The sequence below is a fragment of the Pseudomonas sp. TZ252 genome (genome assembly GCF_056110345.1).
This window is the reverse complement of record NZ_CM148566.1, coordinates 1,215,527-1,231,465: the sequence shown is the minus strand read 5'-3', so window position 1 is coordinate 1,231,465 and position 15,939 is coordinate 1,215,527. Positions and strand designations below refer to the sequence as shown.

Here is a 15,939-nt window from a genome sequence, read left to right as displayed (position 1 = left end):
CTCAGCCGGCCAGGTGGCCGAGCGGCAGCGGCGAGGGCGCCTTGACCGTCTTGATCGCGAAGTTGCTGCGAATGTCGCTGACCCCGGGCAGGCGCAGCAGAGTCTCGCTGAGCAGGCGTTCGTAGGCGCGCAGGTCGGGGACCACCACTTGCAGGAGGAAGTCCGACTCGCCGGAGACGAGGTGCACCGAGATCACCTCCGGCAGGTCGACCACCGCACGGTGGAAGGCCTCGGCCTGCTCCTGGCGGTGGCGTTCCACCTTGATCCCGACGAACACCGTGAGGCCGAGGCCGACCTCGTCGCGGTCGATGCTGGCCTGGTAGCCGCGAATCACCCCGGCCTCTTCCAGCAGGCGCACGCGGCGCAGGCAGGGGGACGGGGAGAGGCCGATCTCCTCGGCCAACTGGACGTTGCTCAGGCGGCCGTCGCGCTGGAGGGCGGCGAGGATGCGGTGGTCATAGGCGTCGAGTTTCATCTTGGCATATCCGGATGGATAGTCTCCAGAGAGTGGAATTTACTGCCAAATAGAATGGATAGGCTGGTGGAAAACGCAAGCACCTGCCCTGCCTTGCGGGCATAGAATCGTTATCCGGGTCACCTTCCTGGAGCCGATACGATGGACACGAGCGCTTTCCTGATTGCCCTGGCGGTGGTTTACCTGGTGCCCGGACCAGACATGCTCCTGCTGTTCCAGACCGGCGCCCGCCAGGGCCGTCGCGCGGCGCTGGTCACCGCCCTCGGCCTGGCGCTGGCTCGGGCCTGCCATGTGCTGATGGCCGCGACTGGACTGGCGCTGCTGTTCCGTACCGCTCCCTGGACCTTCGACCTGGTGCGCTTGCTTGGCGCCGCCTACCTCGCCTGGCTTGGCCTGCAGATGCTGCGCGGTGGCGGACTGGCCTTGCCGACCAGCGACGCGGGTTCCGCGCCGGTGGTCCCTCACGCCGACCGCCGGGCCTTGCTGCGCGGACTCCTGACCAACCTGCTGAACCCCAAGGCCCTGCTGTTCTGTTCGGTGCTGCTGCCGCAGTTCGTCAGCCCCGAAGCCGGTTCGCTGGCCGTCCAGTTCGCCGCGCTCGGTACGGTCCTGGTTCTGGTTGGCCTGGCCTTCGACTGCGCCTATGCGCTGGCCGGTGGCCGCCTGGGCCGCTGGCTGGCGTCCCGGCCGCGGGCACAGCGCCTGCAGCAGTGGGGCTTCGGTGGGTTGTTGATAGGGTTCGGGGTAAGGCTGGCGCTGCTGCGCCAGCTCTGAAGGGCTGCGGGGCGGCGAGCGCCCCGTGGCGCTCAGCCGAGGAATTGCTCGGCGTGGTGGCAGGCCACCTGGCGCTGGTCGAGCAGGCGCAGCTCAGGCACCTCGCTGCGGCAGCGCTCGGTGGCGTAGGGGCAGCGCTTATGGAAGGCGCAACCCTCCGGCGGGTTCAGCGGGTTCGGCAGTTCGCCCTGGATGCGGATCTTCGGCTTCGTCGGGTCCGGGTGGATCGCCGGGGTCGCCGAGAGCAGCGCGCGGGTATAGGGATGCAGCGGGTTCTCGTAGAGCTTGTCCGCCGGCCCCATCTCCGCCGGTCGGCCGAGGTACATCACCAGGACGTCGTCGGCGACGTGGCGGACCACCGCCAGGTTGTGCGAGATGAACACGTAGGCGGTGCGGAACTGCTGCTGCAGGTCCATGAACAGGTTCAGTACCTGGGCCTGGATCGACACGTCGAGGGCCGAGGTCGGCTCGTCCGCCACCAGCACCTTGGGTTGCAGCATCATCGCCCGGGCCAGGGCGATGCGCTGGCGCTGGCCGCCGGAGAACATGTGCGGGTAGCGCTGGTAGTGCTCCGGCCGCAGGCCGACCTGGCGAATCATCTGCTGGACCTTTTCGCGGCGTTCCTCGCGCGACAGCGCGGTGTTGATCAGCAGCGGCTCGGCCAACTGGTCGCCGATCTTCTGTCGCGGATTGAGCGAGGCGTAGGGGTTCTGGAAGACCATCTGCACGTCGCGGCGCAACTGCCGGCGCTGGTCCTTGCTGGCGCCCTTGACCTCCTGCCCGGCGATTTTCAGCGAGCCGGAGGTGGGTTCCTCAATCAGGGTCAGGGCGCGCGCCAGGGTCGACTTGCCGCAGCCGGACTCGCCGACCACGGCGAGGGTCTTGCCGGCTTCCAGTTCGAACGATACGCCGTTCAGCGCGCGCACCTGGGCGTGGCCCTTGAACAGGCCGCGGGAGACTTCGTAGTGACGGGTCAGATCACGGGCGGTCAGAACGGTTTCCATCAGGCCACCTCGTTCAGCAGGTTCAACGGATAGAAGCAGCGCACCGCGCCGCGCTCGTGCGCCTCCAGGGCCGGCCGCTCCTGGCGGCAATGCTCCTGGGCATAGGGGCAGCGTGGCGACAGCAGGCAACCGCGCGGGCGGTCGTAGCGCCCCGGAACGATGCCGGGTAGGGTGGCCAGGCGGGCTTCGCCGGCACAGTGCTCGGGGATCGCCTTGATCAGCGCCTCGGTGTAGGGATGGGTCGGGCGGTCGAACAGCGCCGGCACGCCGCCGATCTCCACCGCTTCGCCGGCGTACATCACGCAGACGCGCTGGGCGGTCTCGGCGACCACGGCGAGATCGTGGGTGATCAGGATCAGCGCCATGTCCTGGTCGCGCTGCAGGTTCAGCAGCAGCTCCATGATCTGCGCCTGGATGGTCACGTCGAGGGCGGTGGTCGGCTCGTCGGCGATCAGCAGCTTGGGCTCGGCGGCGATAGCCATGGCGATCGCCACGCGCTGGCTCATGCCGCCGGAGAGCTGGTGCGGGTAGGCGTCGAGACGGCTGGCGGCGGCCGGGATCTCGACCCGTTCGAGCAGTTCCAGGGCGCGCTGGCGCAGGGCCTTGCCGCGCAGGCCGAGATGCAGGCGGAGGACTTCCTCGATCTGGTAGCCGACGGTGTAGCTGGGGTTGAGGGCGGTCATCGGGTCCTGGAAGACCATCGCCATGTCCTTGCCGACGATGCGCCGGCGCTGGCGGCCCTTGAGGGTGAGCATGTCGTGGCCGTCGAAGCGCAGGTGATCGGCGGATACCCAGCCGGGGGCGTCGATCAGGCCCATCAGGGCCATCATGGTCACCGACTTGCCGGAGCCGGACTCGCCGACGATGGCCAGCACCTCGCCCTTGTCGACGCTCAGGTCGAGGCCGTCGACCACGGGCACGGCGGTGGTGTCGCCGAAGCGTACGCTGAGGTTCTTGATATCGAGGAGGCTCATGCGGCGGTCTCCTGTGGCACGGATACGGATGCGCTGTTCATGGTTGTGCTCCTCATGCCGCGTTCTTCAGTTTCGGATCGAGGGCGTCGCGCAGGCCGTCGCCCATCAGGTTGATCGCCAGTACGCTGAGCAGGATGGTCAGGCCGGGCAGGCTGACCACCCACCAGGCGCGCTCGATGTAGTCGCGGGCGGAGGCGAGCATGGTGCCCCACTCGGGGGTCGGCGGTTGCACGCCGAGGCCGAGGAAGCCGAGGGCGGCGGCGTCGAGGATCGCCGAAGAGAAGCTCAGGGTGGCCTGGACGATCAGCGGCGCCATGCAGTTCGGCAGCACGCAGACGAACATCAGTCGCAGGGTGCCGGCGCCGGCCAGGCGCGAGGCGGTGACGTAGTCGCGGTTTAGCTCGGTCATCACCGCGGCGCGGGTCAGGCGTACGTAGGCCGGCAGCGAGACGATGGCGATGGCGATCACGGTGTTGATCAGGCCCGGGCCGAGGATCGCCACGATGGCCACCGCCAGCAGCAGCGACGGCAGCGCCAGCATGATGTCCATCAGGCGCATGATCAGCGGCCCGGCACGGTTCGGCGAGAAGCCGGCGAGCAGGCCGAGGAGGATGCCGGGGACCAGCGAGATCACCACCGAGGACAGGCCGATCAGCAGCGACAGGCGGGCGCCGTGGATCAGCCGCGAGAGCAGGTCGCGGCCCAGTTCGTCGGTGCCGAGCAGGAAACGCGCCTGGCCGCCCTCCAGCCAGGACGGCGGGGTCAGCAGGAAGTCGCGGAATTGTTCGCTCGGATCGTAGGGCGCGACCCAGGGGGCGAACAGCGCGCAGAACACGATCAGCAGCATGAACAGCAGGCCGCCGACGGCACCTTTGTTCCGGGTAAAGGCTTGCCAGAATTCCTTCAGCGGGGACGGGTAGACCAGGCTCGGGTCGCTGGCGGGAGCGTTGTGCATGGCGTTCATCGGCTCGCTCCTCAGCGTTGGTGGCGAATGCGTGGGTTGGCCAGGCCGTAGAGGATGTCCACGACGAAATTGACCAGGATGACCAGGGTGGCGACCAGCAGGATGCCGTTCTGCACCACCGGGTAGTCGCGAGCGCTGATGGCGTCGATCAGCCACTTGCCGATGCCCGGCCAGGAGAAGATGGTCTCGGTCAGCACCGCGCCGGCGAGCAGGGTGCCGACCTGCAGGCCTAACACCGTCAGCACCGGGATCAGCGCGTTGCGCAGGGCGTGCACGAAGACCACCCGGGCCGGCGACAAGCCCTTGGCGCGGGCGGTGCGCACGTAGTCCTCGCGCAGGACCTCGAGCATCGCCGAGCGTGTCATGCGGGCGATCACCGCCAGCGGGATGGTGCCCAGCACGATGGCCGGCAGGATCAGGTGGCGCACGGCGTCGAGGAACGCGCCTTCCTCGTCGGAGAGCAGGGTGTCGATGAGCATGAAGCCGGTCTTCGGCTCCACCTCATACAGCACGCCGATACGGTCAGAAACAGGAGTCCAGCCTAATGAAACGGAAAAGAGCATGATCAAGAGCAGGCCCCACCAAAAAATCGGCATTGAGTAGCCCGCTAGAGATATTGTCATTACTCCGTGGTCAAAAATCGAACCTCGCTTGAGTGCGGCTACCACTCCTGCTAGGAGGCCGAGTGTGCCGGCAAAAAGCATTGCTGCGAATGAAAGTTCCAGGGTGGCTGAAAATAGCGTGAGAAACTCATTCCAGACAGGCTCATGTGTGCGTATGGATTTTCCAAGGTTGCCCTGGGCGAGGTTGCCGACATAGTCCAGGTACTGCTGGTACAGCGGCTTGTCCAGGCCCAGGCGGTGCAGGGCCTCGGCGTGCATCTGCGGGTCGACGCGGCGCTCGCCCATCATCACTTCCACCGGGTCGCCGGGAATCAGGCGGATCAGCGCGAAGGTGAGCAGGGTCACGCCGAAGAAGGTGGGGATCAGCAGCCCCAGTCGTCGAGCAATGAAACTAAGCATGGTGGCGGGTAACTCCTCATCGCGAGCCATGCGCCCCGCCATCGACGGGGCTGTGGCCCTTGTTCTTCTACGGCTTCACCGAGGTGGTGGCGAAGTTGTTGTTGCTCAGCGGATTGATCACATAGCCCTGGACGGTGTTCCGCCGGACGTTGAACAGTTTCGGGTAGGCCAGCGGAATCCACGGTGCCTGTTCGTGGAATACCACCTGGGCCTGCTCGTACAGTTTCGCCCGCTCGGCCGGATCGCTCAGCTCGCGGGCCTTGCGCATCAGCGCCTCGAAGTCCTTGTCGCACCAGCGCGCCTGGTTTTCCCCCGACTCGGCGGCGGCGCAGCTCAGGTTCGGGCTGAGGAAATTGTCCGGGTCGCCGTTGTCGCCGGCCCAGCCGAGCAGCGACAGGTCGTGCTCGCCAGCCTTCGAACGCTTGAGCAGCTCGCCCCACTCCAGCGAACGGATGGTCATCTGGATGCCGGCCTTGGCCAGGTCCGCTTGCAGCATCTGTGCCGCCAGAGCCGGATTGGGGATGGTAGGCGAGGTGCCGTTGCGAATGAACAGGGTGATCTTCAGGTTTTCCGCGCCGGCCTCCTTGAGCAGCGCCTTTGCACGTTCGGGGTCGTGCGGCCAGTCCTGGATCGAGTGGTTGTAGCCGAGCAGGGTCGGCGGGTAGGGACCGACCGCAGGGGTGGCCGCGCCGGGGCCGAACACCGCGTCGAGCATGGCCTTCTTGTCCACCGCGAGGTTGATCGCCTGGCGCACGCGCGGGTCGTCGAGCGGCTTGTGCTGGGTGTTGATGGCAATGTAGGTGGTCAGCAGGGCATCGATCTCGTCCACCGCCAGGTTCGGGTCCTGCTTCAGGCGCGGCACGTCCTCCGGTTTCGGGTACAGCGAGACCTGGCACTCGCCGGCACGGACCTTCTGCATGCGCACGTTGGGATCGAGGGTAATGGCGAACACCAGGTTGTCGATCGGCGGCTTGCCGGCGTAGTAGTCCGGGTTCGCCGTATAGCGGACCTGGGCGTCCTTGGCGTAGCGCTTGAAGACGAACGGCCCGGTGCCGATCGGCTGGTTGTTCAGCTGGCCCTGCTTGCCGGCGGCGAGCAACTGGTCGCCGTACTCGGCGGAATAGATGGACGCGAAGGGCATCGCCATATCGCGCAGGAACGGCGCTTCGGGACGGTTGAGGACGAAGCGCACGGTGAGCTCGTCGACCTTTTCCACCGACTTGATCAGCTCGCCCATGCCCATCGCGTCGAAGTAGGCGTAGCCGCGCAGCGCCGAGGCATGCCAGGGATGCTTCGGATCGAGGGCGCGCTGGAAGGTCCACAGCACATCATCGGCATTCAGGCTCCGGGTCGGCTTGAAGTAGTCGGTGGTATGGAATTTCACGCCGGGGCGCAGGTGGAAGGTATAGCTCAGTCCGTCGGCGCTGACGTCCCAGCGCTCGGCCAGCCCCGGGATCACCTCGGTGGTGCCGGGGCGGAAGGCGAGCAGGCGGTTGAACACGGTTTCCGCGGAGGCGTCGGCGGTCACCGCGCCGGTGTACTGGACGATGTCGAAGCCTTCCGGGCTGGCCTCGGTGCAGACCACCAGGTTCTTCGCCTGGGCCGCGCCGGCGGCGCATAGCGCCAGGGCCAGGGGCAGGTGTCGGAGCAACGGATGGAGCATGGGGTCCTCCTCGTGGGCCCCGTCGCCGGGGCCGCCGGTTGTCGCAGGTTTACAGCAGGTTGAAGGGGAAGGTGCTGACCAGGCGCAGTTCGTTGACGCTGCCGTCGACCTGGTTCTGGCTGGCCTTGTGCATCATGTAGGTGAGCTTGAAGGTGCTGTCCTTGATCGGCCCGTTCTGCACCTTGTAGGCCGCCATCAGGCCCAGCTCGTGGTGCTTCTCGCCGTCCTGGGCGCGCACCTCGGCGTAGTTGCCGTAGGCACCGTTGCGATCGCCGTCGTAGTGGGTGCCGTCGATGTCCCAGCCCTTCACGTACCACACGCCGGTGCTCAGGCCGGGGACCCCGTAGTAGCTCCAGTCGGTCTCGTAGCGGATCTGCGCGGACTTCTCGTTGGGGCTGTTGTAGTCGGCCAGCATCGAGTTGGCCAGGAAGATCGCCGAGGTCTCGTGCACGTAGTCGAAGTATTCGTTGCCGTCGACCTGCTGGTAGGCCAGGGTCAGGGCGTGGGCGCGATGGCCGAGGGTGAAGGCCAGGCTCCAGGTGTCGTTGTCGATGTAGCCGGCCTCGCGCGCGCCGGTGTCGCCGGTGTGGTAGCCGTTGAAGGCGGTGCGCAGGGCGATGCCGTTCTCGAGGTCGCCGATGTCGTGGGTCACGCCCAGGTAGTACTGGTTCCAGACGTCCTGGAAATGCGAGCCATAGAGGGAGATTTCCAGCCCGTCGAGCGGCTTGTAGTTGCCGCCCAGGTAGTTCAGGCGGTCGCCCTTGACCTGGCGGGTGCCGTACTCGGTGGTCATGTCCTCGTCGCCGGAACCGGTCCGCGGGCTGACCTTGCGGAAGCTGCCGGCCTGCAGGCTGAGGTTGTCCAGCTCCTCGCTGGTCACGGCGAAGCCGGTGAAGCTGGAGGGCAGGGCACGGTTGTCGATATAGCTGAACACTGGAGTGTTGACCAGGAAGCGACCGGCCTTGAATTCGGTATTCGAGGCGCGCAGGCGGATGTTGGCGACGCCCAGCTTGGACCACTCGCCGATCGCCTCGCCATCGCTGTTCGCCAGGGTCCGGTTGCCGCCGCCGCCGATGCGGCCCTTGCCGCGCTCCAGGGCGATCTCGTTGAAGGCTGCGACGTCGAAGCCGAAGCCGATGCTGCCCTGGGTGTAGCCCGAGCTGTACTTGAGCACCGTGCCCTGGACCCAGGCGTTGCGCTGGTGGATGCGCTGGGAGCCGCCGCCGGCCTTGGGAATGCGGAAGGTGAAGCTGTCCTTCATGTTTTCCCGCGAGTAGAAGTTGCGGGTGGTCAGGGTCAGGCTCTGCCCCTCGAACAGCCCGCTGGCGCCGGCCTGGCCCTTGATCGGTTTCTCCACGCTGGGGATGCTCTGCACCTGGGCGGCGTAGCTGGGATTGTCCGGGGTCGGCGGGGTTGCCTGCTCGTCCGCTGCCCAGCCTGGCGCGGCCGATGCCATCAAGGCCAATCCCAGCGTCGCGCCGGTCACTCGTTGGTATCTCATCACCTGATTGCTCCCTTTATTGTTGTCATGGCACCTGTTTTACCCACCAGGTTTGCGCCGGTTTCGCCCGCGCCTGGGCGCGGCGGTCGAATACGGCGAGGCGAGCGCTCCTGGCGGAACGCGCGCAGCGCCGTTCTGGAACACGGGCAGGAAAAGCAAAGAAATGAAGTACGGGTCGTGCCGTTCTTCTGCACCCCGGTCGTTTCACGACCGGGGTGGCGTCGGCATCAGGGCTGGTTGGCTACGCCATAGAAGGCGTTCCGCGAGAAGGGGCTGATCTTGAAGTCATGCACCGACTTGTTCATCGGCTGGTACACGGTGGAGTGGGCGATCGGGGTGATCGGCACCTGCTCCTTGAGGATGTGCTGGGCCTGCTTGTACAGCTCGCTGCGCTTGTCCTGGTCGGAGACCCGCTTGGCAGCCTTGACCAGCTTGTCGTAGGCCGCGTCGCACCATTTCGATACGTTGTTGCCGTTGATCGAGTCGCAGCCGTAGAGGGTCGCCAGCCAGTTGTCCGGATCGCCGTTGTCGCCGGTCCAGCCGAACAGCATGGCGTCATGCTCGCCGGCATGGGCGCGCTTGATGTACTCGCCCCATTCGTAGCTGACGATCCTGGCCTTGATGCCGATCTTCGCCCAGTCGGCCTGGATCATCTCCGCCATCAGCTTGGCGTTGGGGTTGTAGGGACGCTGCACCGGCATCGCCCACAGGGTGATCTCGGTGCCCTCGGTGACGCCGGCCTTCTTCAGCAGTTCCCGGGCCTTGGCCGGATCGAACGGGGCGTCCTTGATGGTTTCATCATAGGACCACTGGGTCGGCGGCATGCCGTTCACCGCCAGTTGCCCGGCACCCTGGTAGACGGCGTCGATGATGGCCTGCTTGTTCACCGCCATGTCCAGCGCCTGGCGTACTTCGAGCTGGTCGAACGGCTTGTGGGTGACGTTGTAGGCGATGTAGCCGAGGTTGAAGCCTGGCTGCGAGGGCACCTTCAGGTTCGCCGCTTCCTGCAGGGCCTTGAGATCGGCGGGGCGTGGGTTGAGGGTGATCTGGCACTCGCCGGCCTTGAGCTTCTGCGCGCGCACCGCGGCGTCGGTGTTGATCGAGAAGATCAGGTTGTCGATCTTCACGTCTTCGGGTTTCCAGTAGTCCTTGTTGCCCTTGAAGCGGATCTGCGCATCCTTCTGGTAGCGGCTCAGGATGAAAGGCCCGGTGCCGATCGGCTTCTGGTTGATCTGCTGTGGCTTGCCGGCCTCGAGCAACTGCCCGGCGTACTCGGCGGACTGGATCGAGGCGACGTCCATCGCCAGGTTCTGGATGAAGGCGGCGTCGACCTCGTTGAGGGTGAACTTCACCCTGTGCTCGTCGAGCTTCTCGACCCTGGCGATGTTCTTGTCCAGGCCCATGTCGGTGAAGTAGGGAAACTCGGTGGGGTAGGCCTTGCGGAACGGATGATTCTTGTCGAGCATGCGCTGGAAGGTGAACAGCACATCGTCGGCGTTGAATTCGCGGGTCGGCTTGAAGTAGTCGGTGCTGTGGAACTTCACACCCTTGCGCAGGTGGAAGGTGTAGGTCTTGCCGTCGTCGCCGATGTCCCAGCTTTCCGCCAGGGCCGGGATCGCCCGGGTGCCGCCGCGCTCGAACTGGACGAGGCGGTTGAACAGGGTGACCGAGGTCGCGTCGTAGTCGGTGCCGGTGGTGTACTGGGCGGGATCGAAGCCGGCCGGGCTGCCCTCCGAGCAGAACACCAGGTTGCTGGCGGCGTGGGAGAACGGGGAGCCGAGGATCAGACCGGCTGCCAGCCAGGCCCGAAGGGGAAGGATCTTACGCATGCAAACCTCATTTTTTCTTTTTCTAAGGGCATCGTCTGAGGATCGGCCTTATGGGCCATGGCAACTCTCGCCTTTCCATGGATGGCGGGTGACAGCCATGGACCCTGTGCGGCGACAGCGATCGTCCGTTTGTTGTTGGTCGACGATTCGCTGATGCCGAAATTAAGTCATGCTGAAATTGTGGTCAACGAAAATTAAGCACGACTAACATTTCTCTTGCGAAAACGTTTGCCTGACAGGATGGGAAGGTGCGCTACGGACTGGCTCAGGGCGTCGGATGGTCGTCGAACAGGCCCATGGTGGTGATGGTCAGGACTTCCGCCACATCGCTGCCGACGTTGGCCAGGCAATGGGTCTTGGTCGCGTCGAAGTGCACCGAGTCGCCGGCGCCGAGGGGGTACTGGCGCCCCTCGATGGTGTAGACGATCTGCCCGGACAGGACGTAGGAGAACTCGGCGCCCTCATGGGAGATCAGCTCCGACTGGTAGCCCACCGGCATGTTCATCTTGACCGCATTGATCAGGTTGCCGGGGAAGGAGCTGGACAGGCGTTCGTAGGCCAGCGGCTGGCCCTCGATGGTGTAGCGTACCCGCTCGCCTTCGTGGGAGTCGGGCTGGGGTTGTGCCGGTTGGTCGAACAGGGCATTGAGCGGGATATTCAGCGACTTGGCGATGTTGGCCAGGGAAGAGATCGATACACCGGTGAGGTTGCGCTCCGCCTGGGAGAGGAAGCTCGCGGTGAGACCGGATTCGCTGGCGACTTGGTGCAGGGTCTTCTTGGCGGCGCGGCGATAGCGACGAAGGCGTTCGCCGATGCGGTCTACGGTCATTGGGGAGACTCTTGTTGAAAGGCGCAGTATACCCAGCGCGGGGCGTCAATAAAGTCTGACAGATGAACTACCCGAACCCCTATTTTTAAGTGTGACTGAAAATTTGTTTTGACCTGAATTTAAGCTCGACTTAAATTTCAGCCCGGTCCAGACGAGGAGAACAACAAATGACCGTGGGTGTTGGCGGGAGTACCCCTGCGCAGGCGCTGGAGCGTCTGCGGAACATGATGGACGGCGCGCAGCCGATCGGCCTGGCGTCTTACCGTGCGCGAATCGCCGCGGCCCAGGCGTGGATGGGCGAGCATGGCATCGCCGCGGCGTACCTGCATGCAGGCAGCAACCTGCGTTACTTCAGCGGCGTGCAATGGCACCCCAGTGAACGCCTGGTGGGTGCTCTACTGCCCGCCGAGGGCGCCCTCGAATACCTTGCGCCGGCCTTCGAGGAAGGTACGGTGCGCGACTTCCAGGTGGTCGATGGCGCCATCCACACCTGGGAGGAACACCAGGATCCCTATCGCCTGCTGCTCGATCGCCTGGAGGCGCTCGGCGTGGGCGAGCGCAGCACGGTCGCACTGTGTCCGAGCCTGCCGTTCGGCATGTTCGAGCGCTTGCGCCAACAGGCGCCGGGCAGGAACTTCGTCAGCGCCGCGCCGCTGATCGACCAGGGACGGATGCGCAAGTCGGCCGAGGAGCTGGCGCTGATGCAGCGGGCCAAGGACATGACCCTGGAAGTGCAGAAGGCCGCGGCGAGCATTCTCCGCGAAGGCATCAGCACCACCGAAGTCGCCGAGTTCATCCACCAGGCGCACCGCAAGGTGGGCGCGCCCGGTTCGACCTTCTGCATCGTCCTGTTCGGTGCCGCCAGTGCCTTCCCGCATGGGGTGAAGCATGCGCAGGTGCTGAAGGATGGCGACATGGTGCTGATCGATACCGGCTGCCAGGTGCACGGCTACCAGTCGGATATCACCCGCAGCTATGTGTTCGGCACGCCTAGCGCACGCCAGCGCGAATTCTGGGGGATGGAGCGCGACGCCCAACTGGCGGCCTTCGAGGCCGCGCGTCTGGGCCAGCCCTGCGAGGCGGTGGACGCCGCCGCGCGGCGTTCGCTGGAGGCCAACGGCCTGGGGCCGGACTACCGCCTGCCTGGCCTGCCGCACCGCACCGGGCATGGCATCGGCATGGACGTCCACGAAGGCCCATACCTGGTGCGTGGCGATCGCACGCCGCTGGATGTCGGCATGTGCTTCAGCAACGAACCGATGATCTGCGTGCCCGGCGAGTTCGGCATTCGCCTGGAGGATCACTTCTACATGACGAAGGAAGGACCGCGCTGGTTCACCCAACCGAGCCCGTCCATCGACGATCCCTTCGGCCTCGGCGGCTGATCCGGCCGAACGATAACGCCGCACGCGGGAAGGCAAGGACCAGGGCTTCCCGCGTGCGGCGCAGCGATCAGTCCAGCTTCACCCGCGAAAAGTCCCGCGCCGACATCGGGCTCATGCGGTAGCCGCTGACGTTCTTGCGTTGCGCGTCGAACATCAAAGGATGCGCCAGCGGCAACCAGGGCATCTGCTCGTGGAAGATCCGCTGCGCTTCCTTGTACAGCGCTACCCGTTGGCTCTCGTCGTTGCTCATGCGCGCCTTGCGGATGGCTTCGTCGAAGCCCTTGTCGCACCAGCGCGCGCGATTTTCCCCGGACTCCACCGAGGCGCAGCCGAGGTTGTGGGTGAGGAAGTTGTCCGGGTCGCCGTTATCGCCGATCCAGCTGTAGAGCATCATGTCGTGTTCGCCGGCCTTGGTGCGCTTGACCATCTCGCCCCACTCGAACTGGCGGATGTTCACCCGGATGCCGATGGCGGCCAGGTCGGACTGGATCAGTTGCGCCACTCGCGCCGGGTTGCCGCCGGGGCCGCTGCCGGTGCTGATGTAGAGGTTCAGGGGTGTGTCCGGGGTGACGCCGGCTTCCTTCAGCAGGGCCTTGGCCCGTTCGGGGTCGTAGGGCCAGTCGCGGATGCTGTCGTCGTAGCCGAGCAGCATCGGCGGGTAGGGGCCGATGGCCGGACGGGCCTGATCGCCGAAGACGATCTTCAGGTAGGACGGCTTATTGAAGCCCATGGCGATCGCCCGGCGCACGCGCGGGTCGTCGAACGGTTCGTGCCGGGTGTTGATCGCGGCGTGGGAGGTGATCATCGCCGCTTCTTCCAGCACCGTCAGTTGCGGGTCCTGGCGTAACGCGGCGACGTCTTCGGGCTTGGGCGTCAGGGCGATCTGGCATTCGTTGCGGCGCAGGCGCTGCACGCGCACGTTGGGGTCGAGGGTGATCGCCAGCACCAGGTGGTCGATGGCCGGCTTGCCCTTCCAGTAGTCGGGGTTGGCTGCGTAGCGCACCTGGGCATCCTTGCGGTAGCGGGTGAAGACGAACGGGCCGGTGCCGATCGGCTTGCTGTTGAGTTCGTCGCCCTTGCCCCTGGCGATCAACTGGCCGGCATATTCGGCGGAGAGGATCGAGCCGAACGGCATGGCCAGGTCGGCGAGGAACGGCGCCTCCGGGTGCTTGAGGACGAAGCGCACCTGATGTTCGTCGATCTTCTCGATGCGCTCGATGATGTCGCGCAGTTGCATGGCGTCGGCGTAGGGGTAGCCGCTGGGCGAAAGGTCGTGGGCGGGGTGCTGCGGATCGAGCATGCGCTGGAAGCTGAACAGCACGTCGTCGGCGTCGAATTCGCGGGTTGGCTTGAAGTAGTCGGTGCTGTGGAATTTCACGCCCTGGCGCAGGCGGAAGGTGTAGACGAGGCCGTCAGCGGAGACGTCCCAGCTTTCCGCCAGGGCCGGGATCACCGTGGCGCTGCCCGGAGCGAACGCGGCCAGCGCGTTGTACAGCGGATGGGCTGAGGCGTCGAAGGTGTAGCCGGAGGTATAGCGGGCCGGATCGAACCCTTCCGGCGCCGCTTCGGTGCACACCGCCAGGGTCTTCGGCTGGGCCTGGATGGCGGCGCTGGCGGCGAAGGCGAGCAGCAGCAGGCTGTAGCGCAGGGCAGAGCGTGGTCGCATGGATGACTCCTCTGGAGCGGGACGGCCGGGTCGGCCGCCCCGGGGAGAGGCGCCGCCTCGCTCGTGGCGGGGCGGCGCGGCTGGCAGGCGAAGCTACTTGCCGACGCTGACCTCGTAGAACGAGTTCAGGCCGAAGGGGCTGATCCTGAAGTCGTGTACCGTCTTGCGCATCGGCTGGTACACGGTGGAGTGGGCGATCGGGGTGATCGGCACCTGTTCCTTGAGGATGTGCTGGGCCTGCTTGTACAGCTCGGTGCGCTTGCCCTGGTCGGTGGTGCGCTTGGCATCCTTGACCAGCTTGTCGTAGCCGGCGTCGCACCATTTGGAGAAGTTGTTGCCGTCCACCGCGTCGCAGCCGTAGAGGGTGCCGAGCCAGTTGTCCGGGTCGCCGTTGTCGCCGCTCCAGCCGATCAGCATGGCGTCATGCTCGCCGCCCTTGGCGCGCTTGATGTATTCGCCCCATTCGTAGGTGACGATCTTCGCCTTGATACCGATCTTCGCCCAATCGTTCTGCAGCATTTCCGCCATCAGCTTGGCGTTGGGGTTGTAGGGGCGTTGTACCGGCATGGCCCACAGGGTGATCTCGGTGCCTTCGGCGACGCCGGCCTTCTTCAGCAGCTCCCTGGCCTTGGCCGGATCGTAGGGCGCGTCCTTGATGGTCTCGTCGTAGGACCACTGGGTCGGTGGCATGCCGTTGCTCGCCAACTGGCCGGCGCCCTGGTAGACGGCGTCGATGATGGCCTTCTTGTTCACCGCCATGTCCAGCGCCTGGCGTACTTCCAGCTTGTCGAACGGCTTGTGGGTGACGTTGTAGGCGATGTAGCCGAGGTTGAAGCCGGCCTGCGACGGCAGGTTCAGGTTCGGGTCCTTCTTCAGCGCGTCGAGGTCGGCGGGGCGCGGGTTGAGGGTGATCTGGCACTCGCCGGCCTTGAGCTTCTGCGCGCGCACCGAGGCGTCGGTGTTGATGGCGAAGATCAGGTTGTCGACCTTCACCTCGTCCGGCTTCCAGTAGTCCTTGTTGCCCTTGAAGCGGATCTGCGCATCCTTCTGGTAGCGGCTGAACACGAACGGGCCGGTGCCGATCGGCTTCTGGTTGATGTCGCTGGCCTTGCCCTGCTTGAGCAGTTGCGCGGCGTATTCGGCGGACTGGATCGATGGGAAGGGCATCGCCAGGTTCTGGATGAAGGCCGCGTCGACCTCGTTGAGGGTGAACTTCACCGTATGCTCGTCGAGCTTCTCGACCCTGGCGATGTTCTTGTCCAGGCCCATGTCGGTGAAGTAGGGAAACTCGGTGGGGTAGGCCTTGCGGAACGGATGATCCTTGTCGAGCATGCGTTCGAAGGTGAACAGCACGTCGTCGGCATTGAATTCGCGGGTCGGCTTGAAGTAGTCGGTACTGTGGAACTTCACGCCCTTGCGCAGGTGGAAGGTATAGGTCTTGCCGTCGTCGCTGACGTCCCAGCTTTCCGCGAGGCCGGGAAGGACCTTGGTGCCGCCGCGCTCGAACTGGGTCAGGCGGTTGAAGACGGTTTCCGCCGCGGCGTCGAAATCGGTACCGGTGGTGTACTGGGCGGGATCGAAGCCGGCCGGGCTGCCTTCCGAGCAGAAGATCAGGTTGCTGGCGAAGGCCTGGGGAACGGCGGCGACCAGCGCTGCGCCGAGCAGCGAGGGAATGATCGCGGAGCGGATGACGGCGTTTCTACGCATGGAGTGACCTCTGGTTATTTTGATTGTCTGCGAGGGACAGCCTCGTGAGCTGTCTTGCGCGAAGCTATGCAGGGCATGTGCCGGCCGCAAGCGTCGAGGTCGGTTCAGTGTAGATGTTGTTATCCGTTTGAAAGGGAATGTCGCAT

At 65.4% G+C, this 15,939-nt stretch carries 13 protein-coding genes; 2 read left to right on the top strand and 11 right to left on the bottom strand.

Translation table 11 applies throughout. The features are described from left to right. Position 1 precedes the first annotated feature (1 nt). Positions 2-475: an Lrp/AsnC family transcriptional regulator gene (locus ACYAF3_RS05710; RefSeq protein ID WP_003094456.1), complete on the bottom strand. Its 474-nt coding sequence runs from the start codon at positions 473-475 to the stop codon at positions 2-4. A 141-nt stretch (positions 476-616) separates the two neighbouring features. Between ACYAF3_RS05710 and ACYAF3_RS05705 the strand changes: the two genes are divergently transcribed. Beyond that, positions 617-1,249, top strand: a complete 633-nt coding sequence (locus tag ACYAF3_RS05705; protein WP_003105452.1) for a LysE family translocator — start codon at positions 617-619, stop codon at positions 1,247-1,249. A 32-nt stretch (positions 1,250-1,281) separates the two neighbouring features. Here the strand turns inward: ACYAF3_RS05705 and ACYAF3_RS05700 are convergent, their stop codons facing one another. The 8 genes from ACYAF3_RS05700 to psdR all read right to left on the bottom strand — a co-directional run bounded on the left by ACYAF3_RS05700 (position 1,282) and on the right by psdR (position 11,035). Beyond that, positions 1,282-2,253, bottom strand: a complete 972-nt coding sequence (locus ACYAF3_RS05700) for a peptide ABC transporter ATP-binding protein (RefSeq protein WP_031756837.1) — start codon at positions 2,251-2,253, stop codon at positions 1,282-1,284. Next, on the bottom strand, positions 2,253-3,227 hold the full coding sequence (locus ACYAF3_RS05695) for an ABC transporter ATP-binding protein (protein WP_003094451.1): 975 nt from the start codon (positions 3,225-3,227) through the stop codon (positions 2,253-2,255). The genes ACYAF3_RS05700 and ACYAF3_RS05695 overlap by 1 nt, the downstream gene beginning before the upstream one ends. A gap of 52 nt (positions 3,228-3,279) precedes the next feature. After that, the gene (locus ACYAF3_RS05690; protein WP_003112858.1) at positions 3,280-4,191 is read right to left on the bottom strand and encodes an ABC transporter permease subunit; all 912 of its coding nucleotides are present in this window, start codon (positions 4,189-4,191) and stop codon (positions 3,280-3,282) included. A gap of 11 nt (positions 4,192-4,202) precedes the next feature. Then, positions 4,203-5,213, bottom strand: a complete 1,011-nt coding sequence (locus ACYAF3_RS05685) for an ABC transporter permease subunit (RefSeq protein ID WP_003110329.1) — start codon at positions 5,211-5,213, stop codon at positions 4,203-4,205. A gap of 67 nt (positions 5,214-5,280) precedes the next feature. Continuing rightward, positions 5,281-6,876: an ABC transporter substrate-binding protein gene (locus tag ACYAF3_RS05680; RefSeq protein ID WP_031756832.1), complete on the bottom strand. Its 1,596-nt coding sequence runs from the start codon at positions 6,874-6,876 to the stop codon at positions 5,281-5,283. Between the two features lie 49 nt (positions 6,877-6,925). After that, positions 6,926-8,380 (bottom strand): OprD family outer membrane porin, encoded by a 1,455-nt coding sequence (locus ACYAF3_RS05675; RefSeq protein WP_003120938.1) that lies wholly within the window; start codon positions 8,378-8,380, stop codon positions 6,926-6,928. Between the two features lie 224 nt (positions 8,381-8,604). Continuing rightward, positions 8,605-10,206, bottom strand: a complete 1,602-nt coding sequence (locus ACYAF3_RS05670) for an ABC transporter substrate-binding protein (protein ID WP_003158413.1) — start codon at positions 10,204-10,206, stop codon at positions 8,605-8,607. 265 nt (positions 10,207-10,471) lie between these two features. After that, positions 10,472-11,035, bottom strand: a complete 564-nt coding sequence (gene psdR / locus ACYAF3_RS05665) for a transcriptional regulator PsdR (RefSeq protein ID WP_003094433.1) — start codon at positions 11,033-11,035, stop codon at positions 10,472-10,474. 167 nt (positions 11,036-11,202) lie between these two features. Here psdR and mdpA point away from each other — a divergent pair, with 167 nt between their 5' ends. Beyond that, positions 11,203-12,420: a metallopeptidase MdpA gene (gene mdpA, locus ACYAF3_RS05660; protein ID WP_003107426.1), complete on the top strand. Its 1,218-nt coding sequence runs from the start codon at positions 11,203-11,205 to the stop codon at positions 12,418-12,420. Between the two features lie 67 nt (positions 12,421-12,487). On the opposite strand, the gene ACYAF3_RS05655 is transcribed toward mdpA, so the two are convergent. Together ACYAF3_RS05655 and ACYAF3_RS05650 are read right to left on the bottom strand one after the other, a co-directional pair. Further along, a complete protein-coding gene (locus ACYAF3_RS05655) occupies positions 12,488-14,086 on the bottom strand; it encodes an ABC transporter substrate-binding protein (RefSeq protein ID WP_003123313.1) in 1,599 nt (532 codons plus the stop codon). A 93-nt stretch (positions 14,087-14,179) separates the two neighbouring features. Further along, the gene (locus ACYAF3_RS05650) at positions 14,180-15,793 is read right to left on the bottom strand and encodes an ABC transporter substrate-binding protein (protein ID WP_003112863.1); all 1,614 of its coding nucleotides are present in this window, start codon (positions 15,791-15,793) and stop codon (positions 14,180-14,182) included. Positions 15,794-15,939 lie beyond the last annotated feature (146 nt).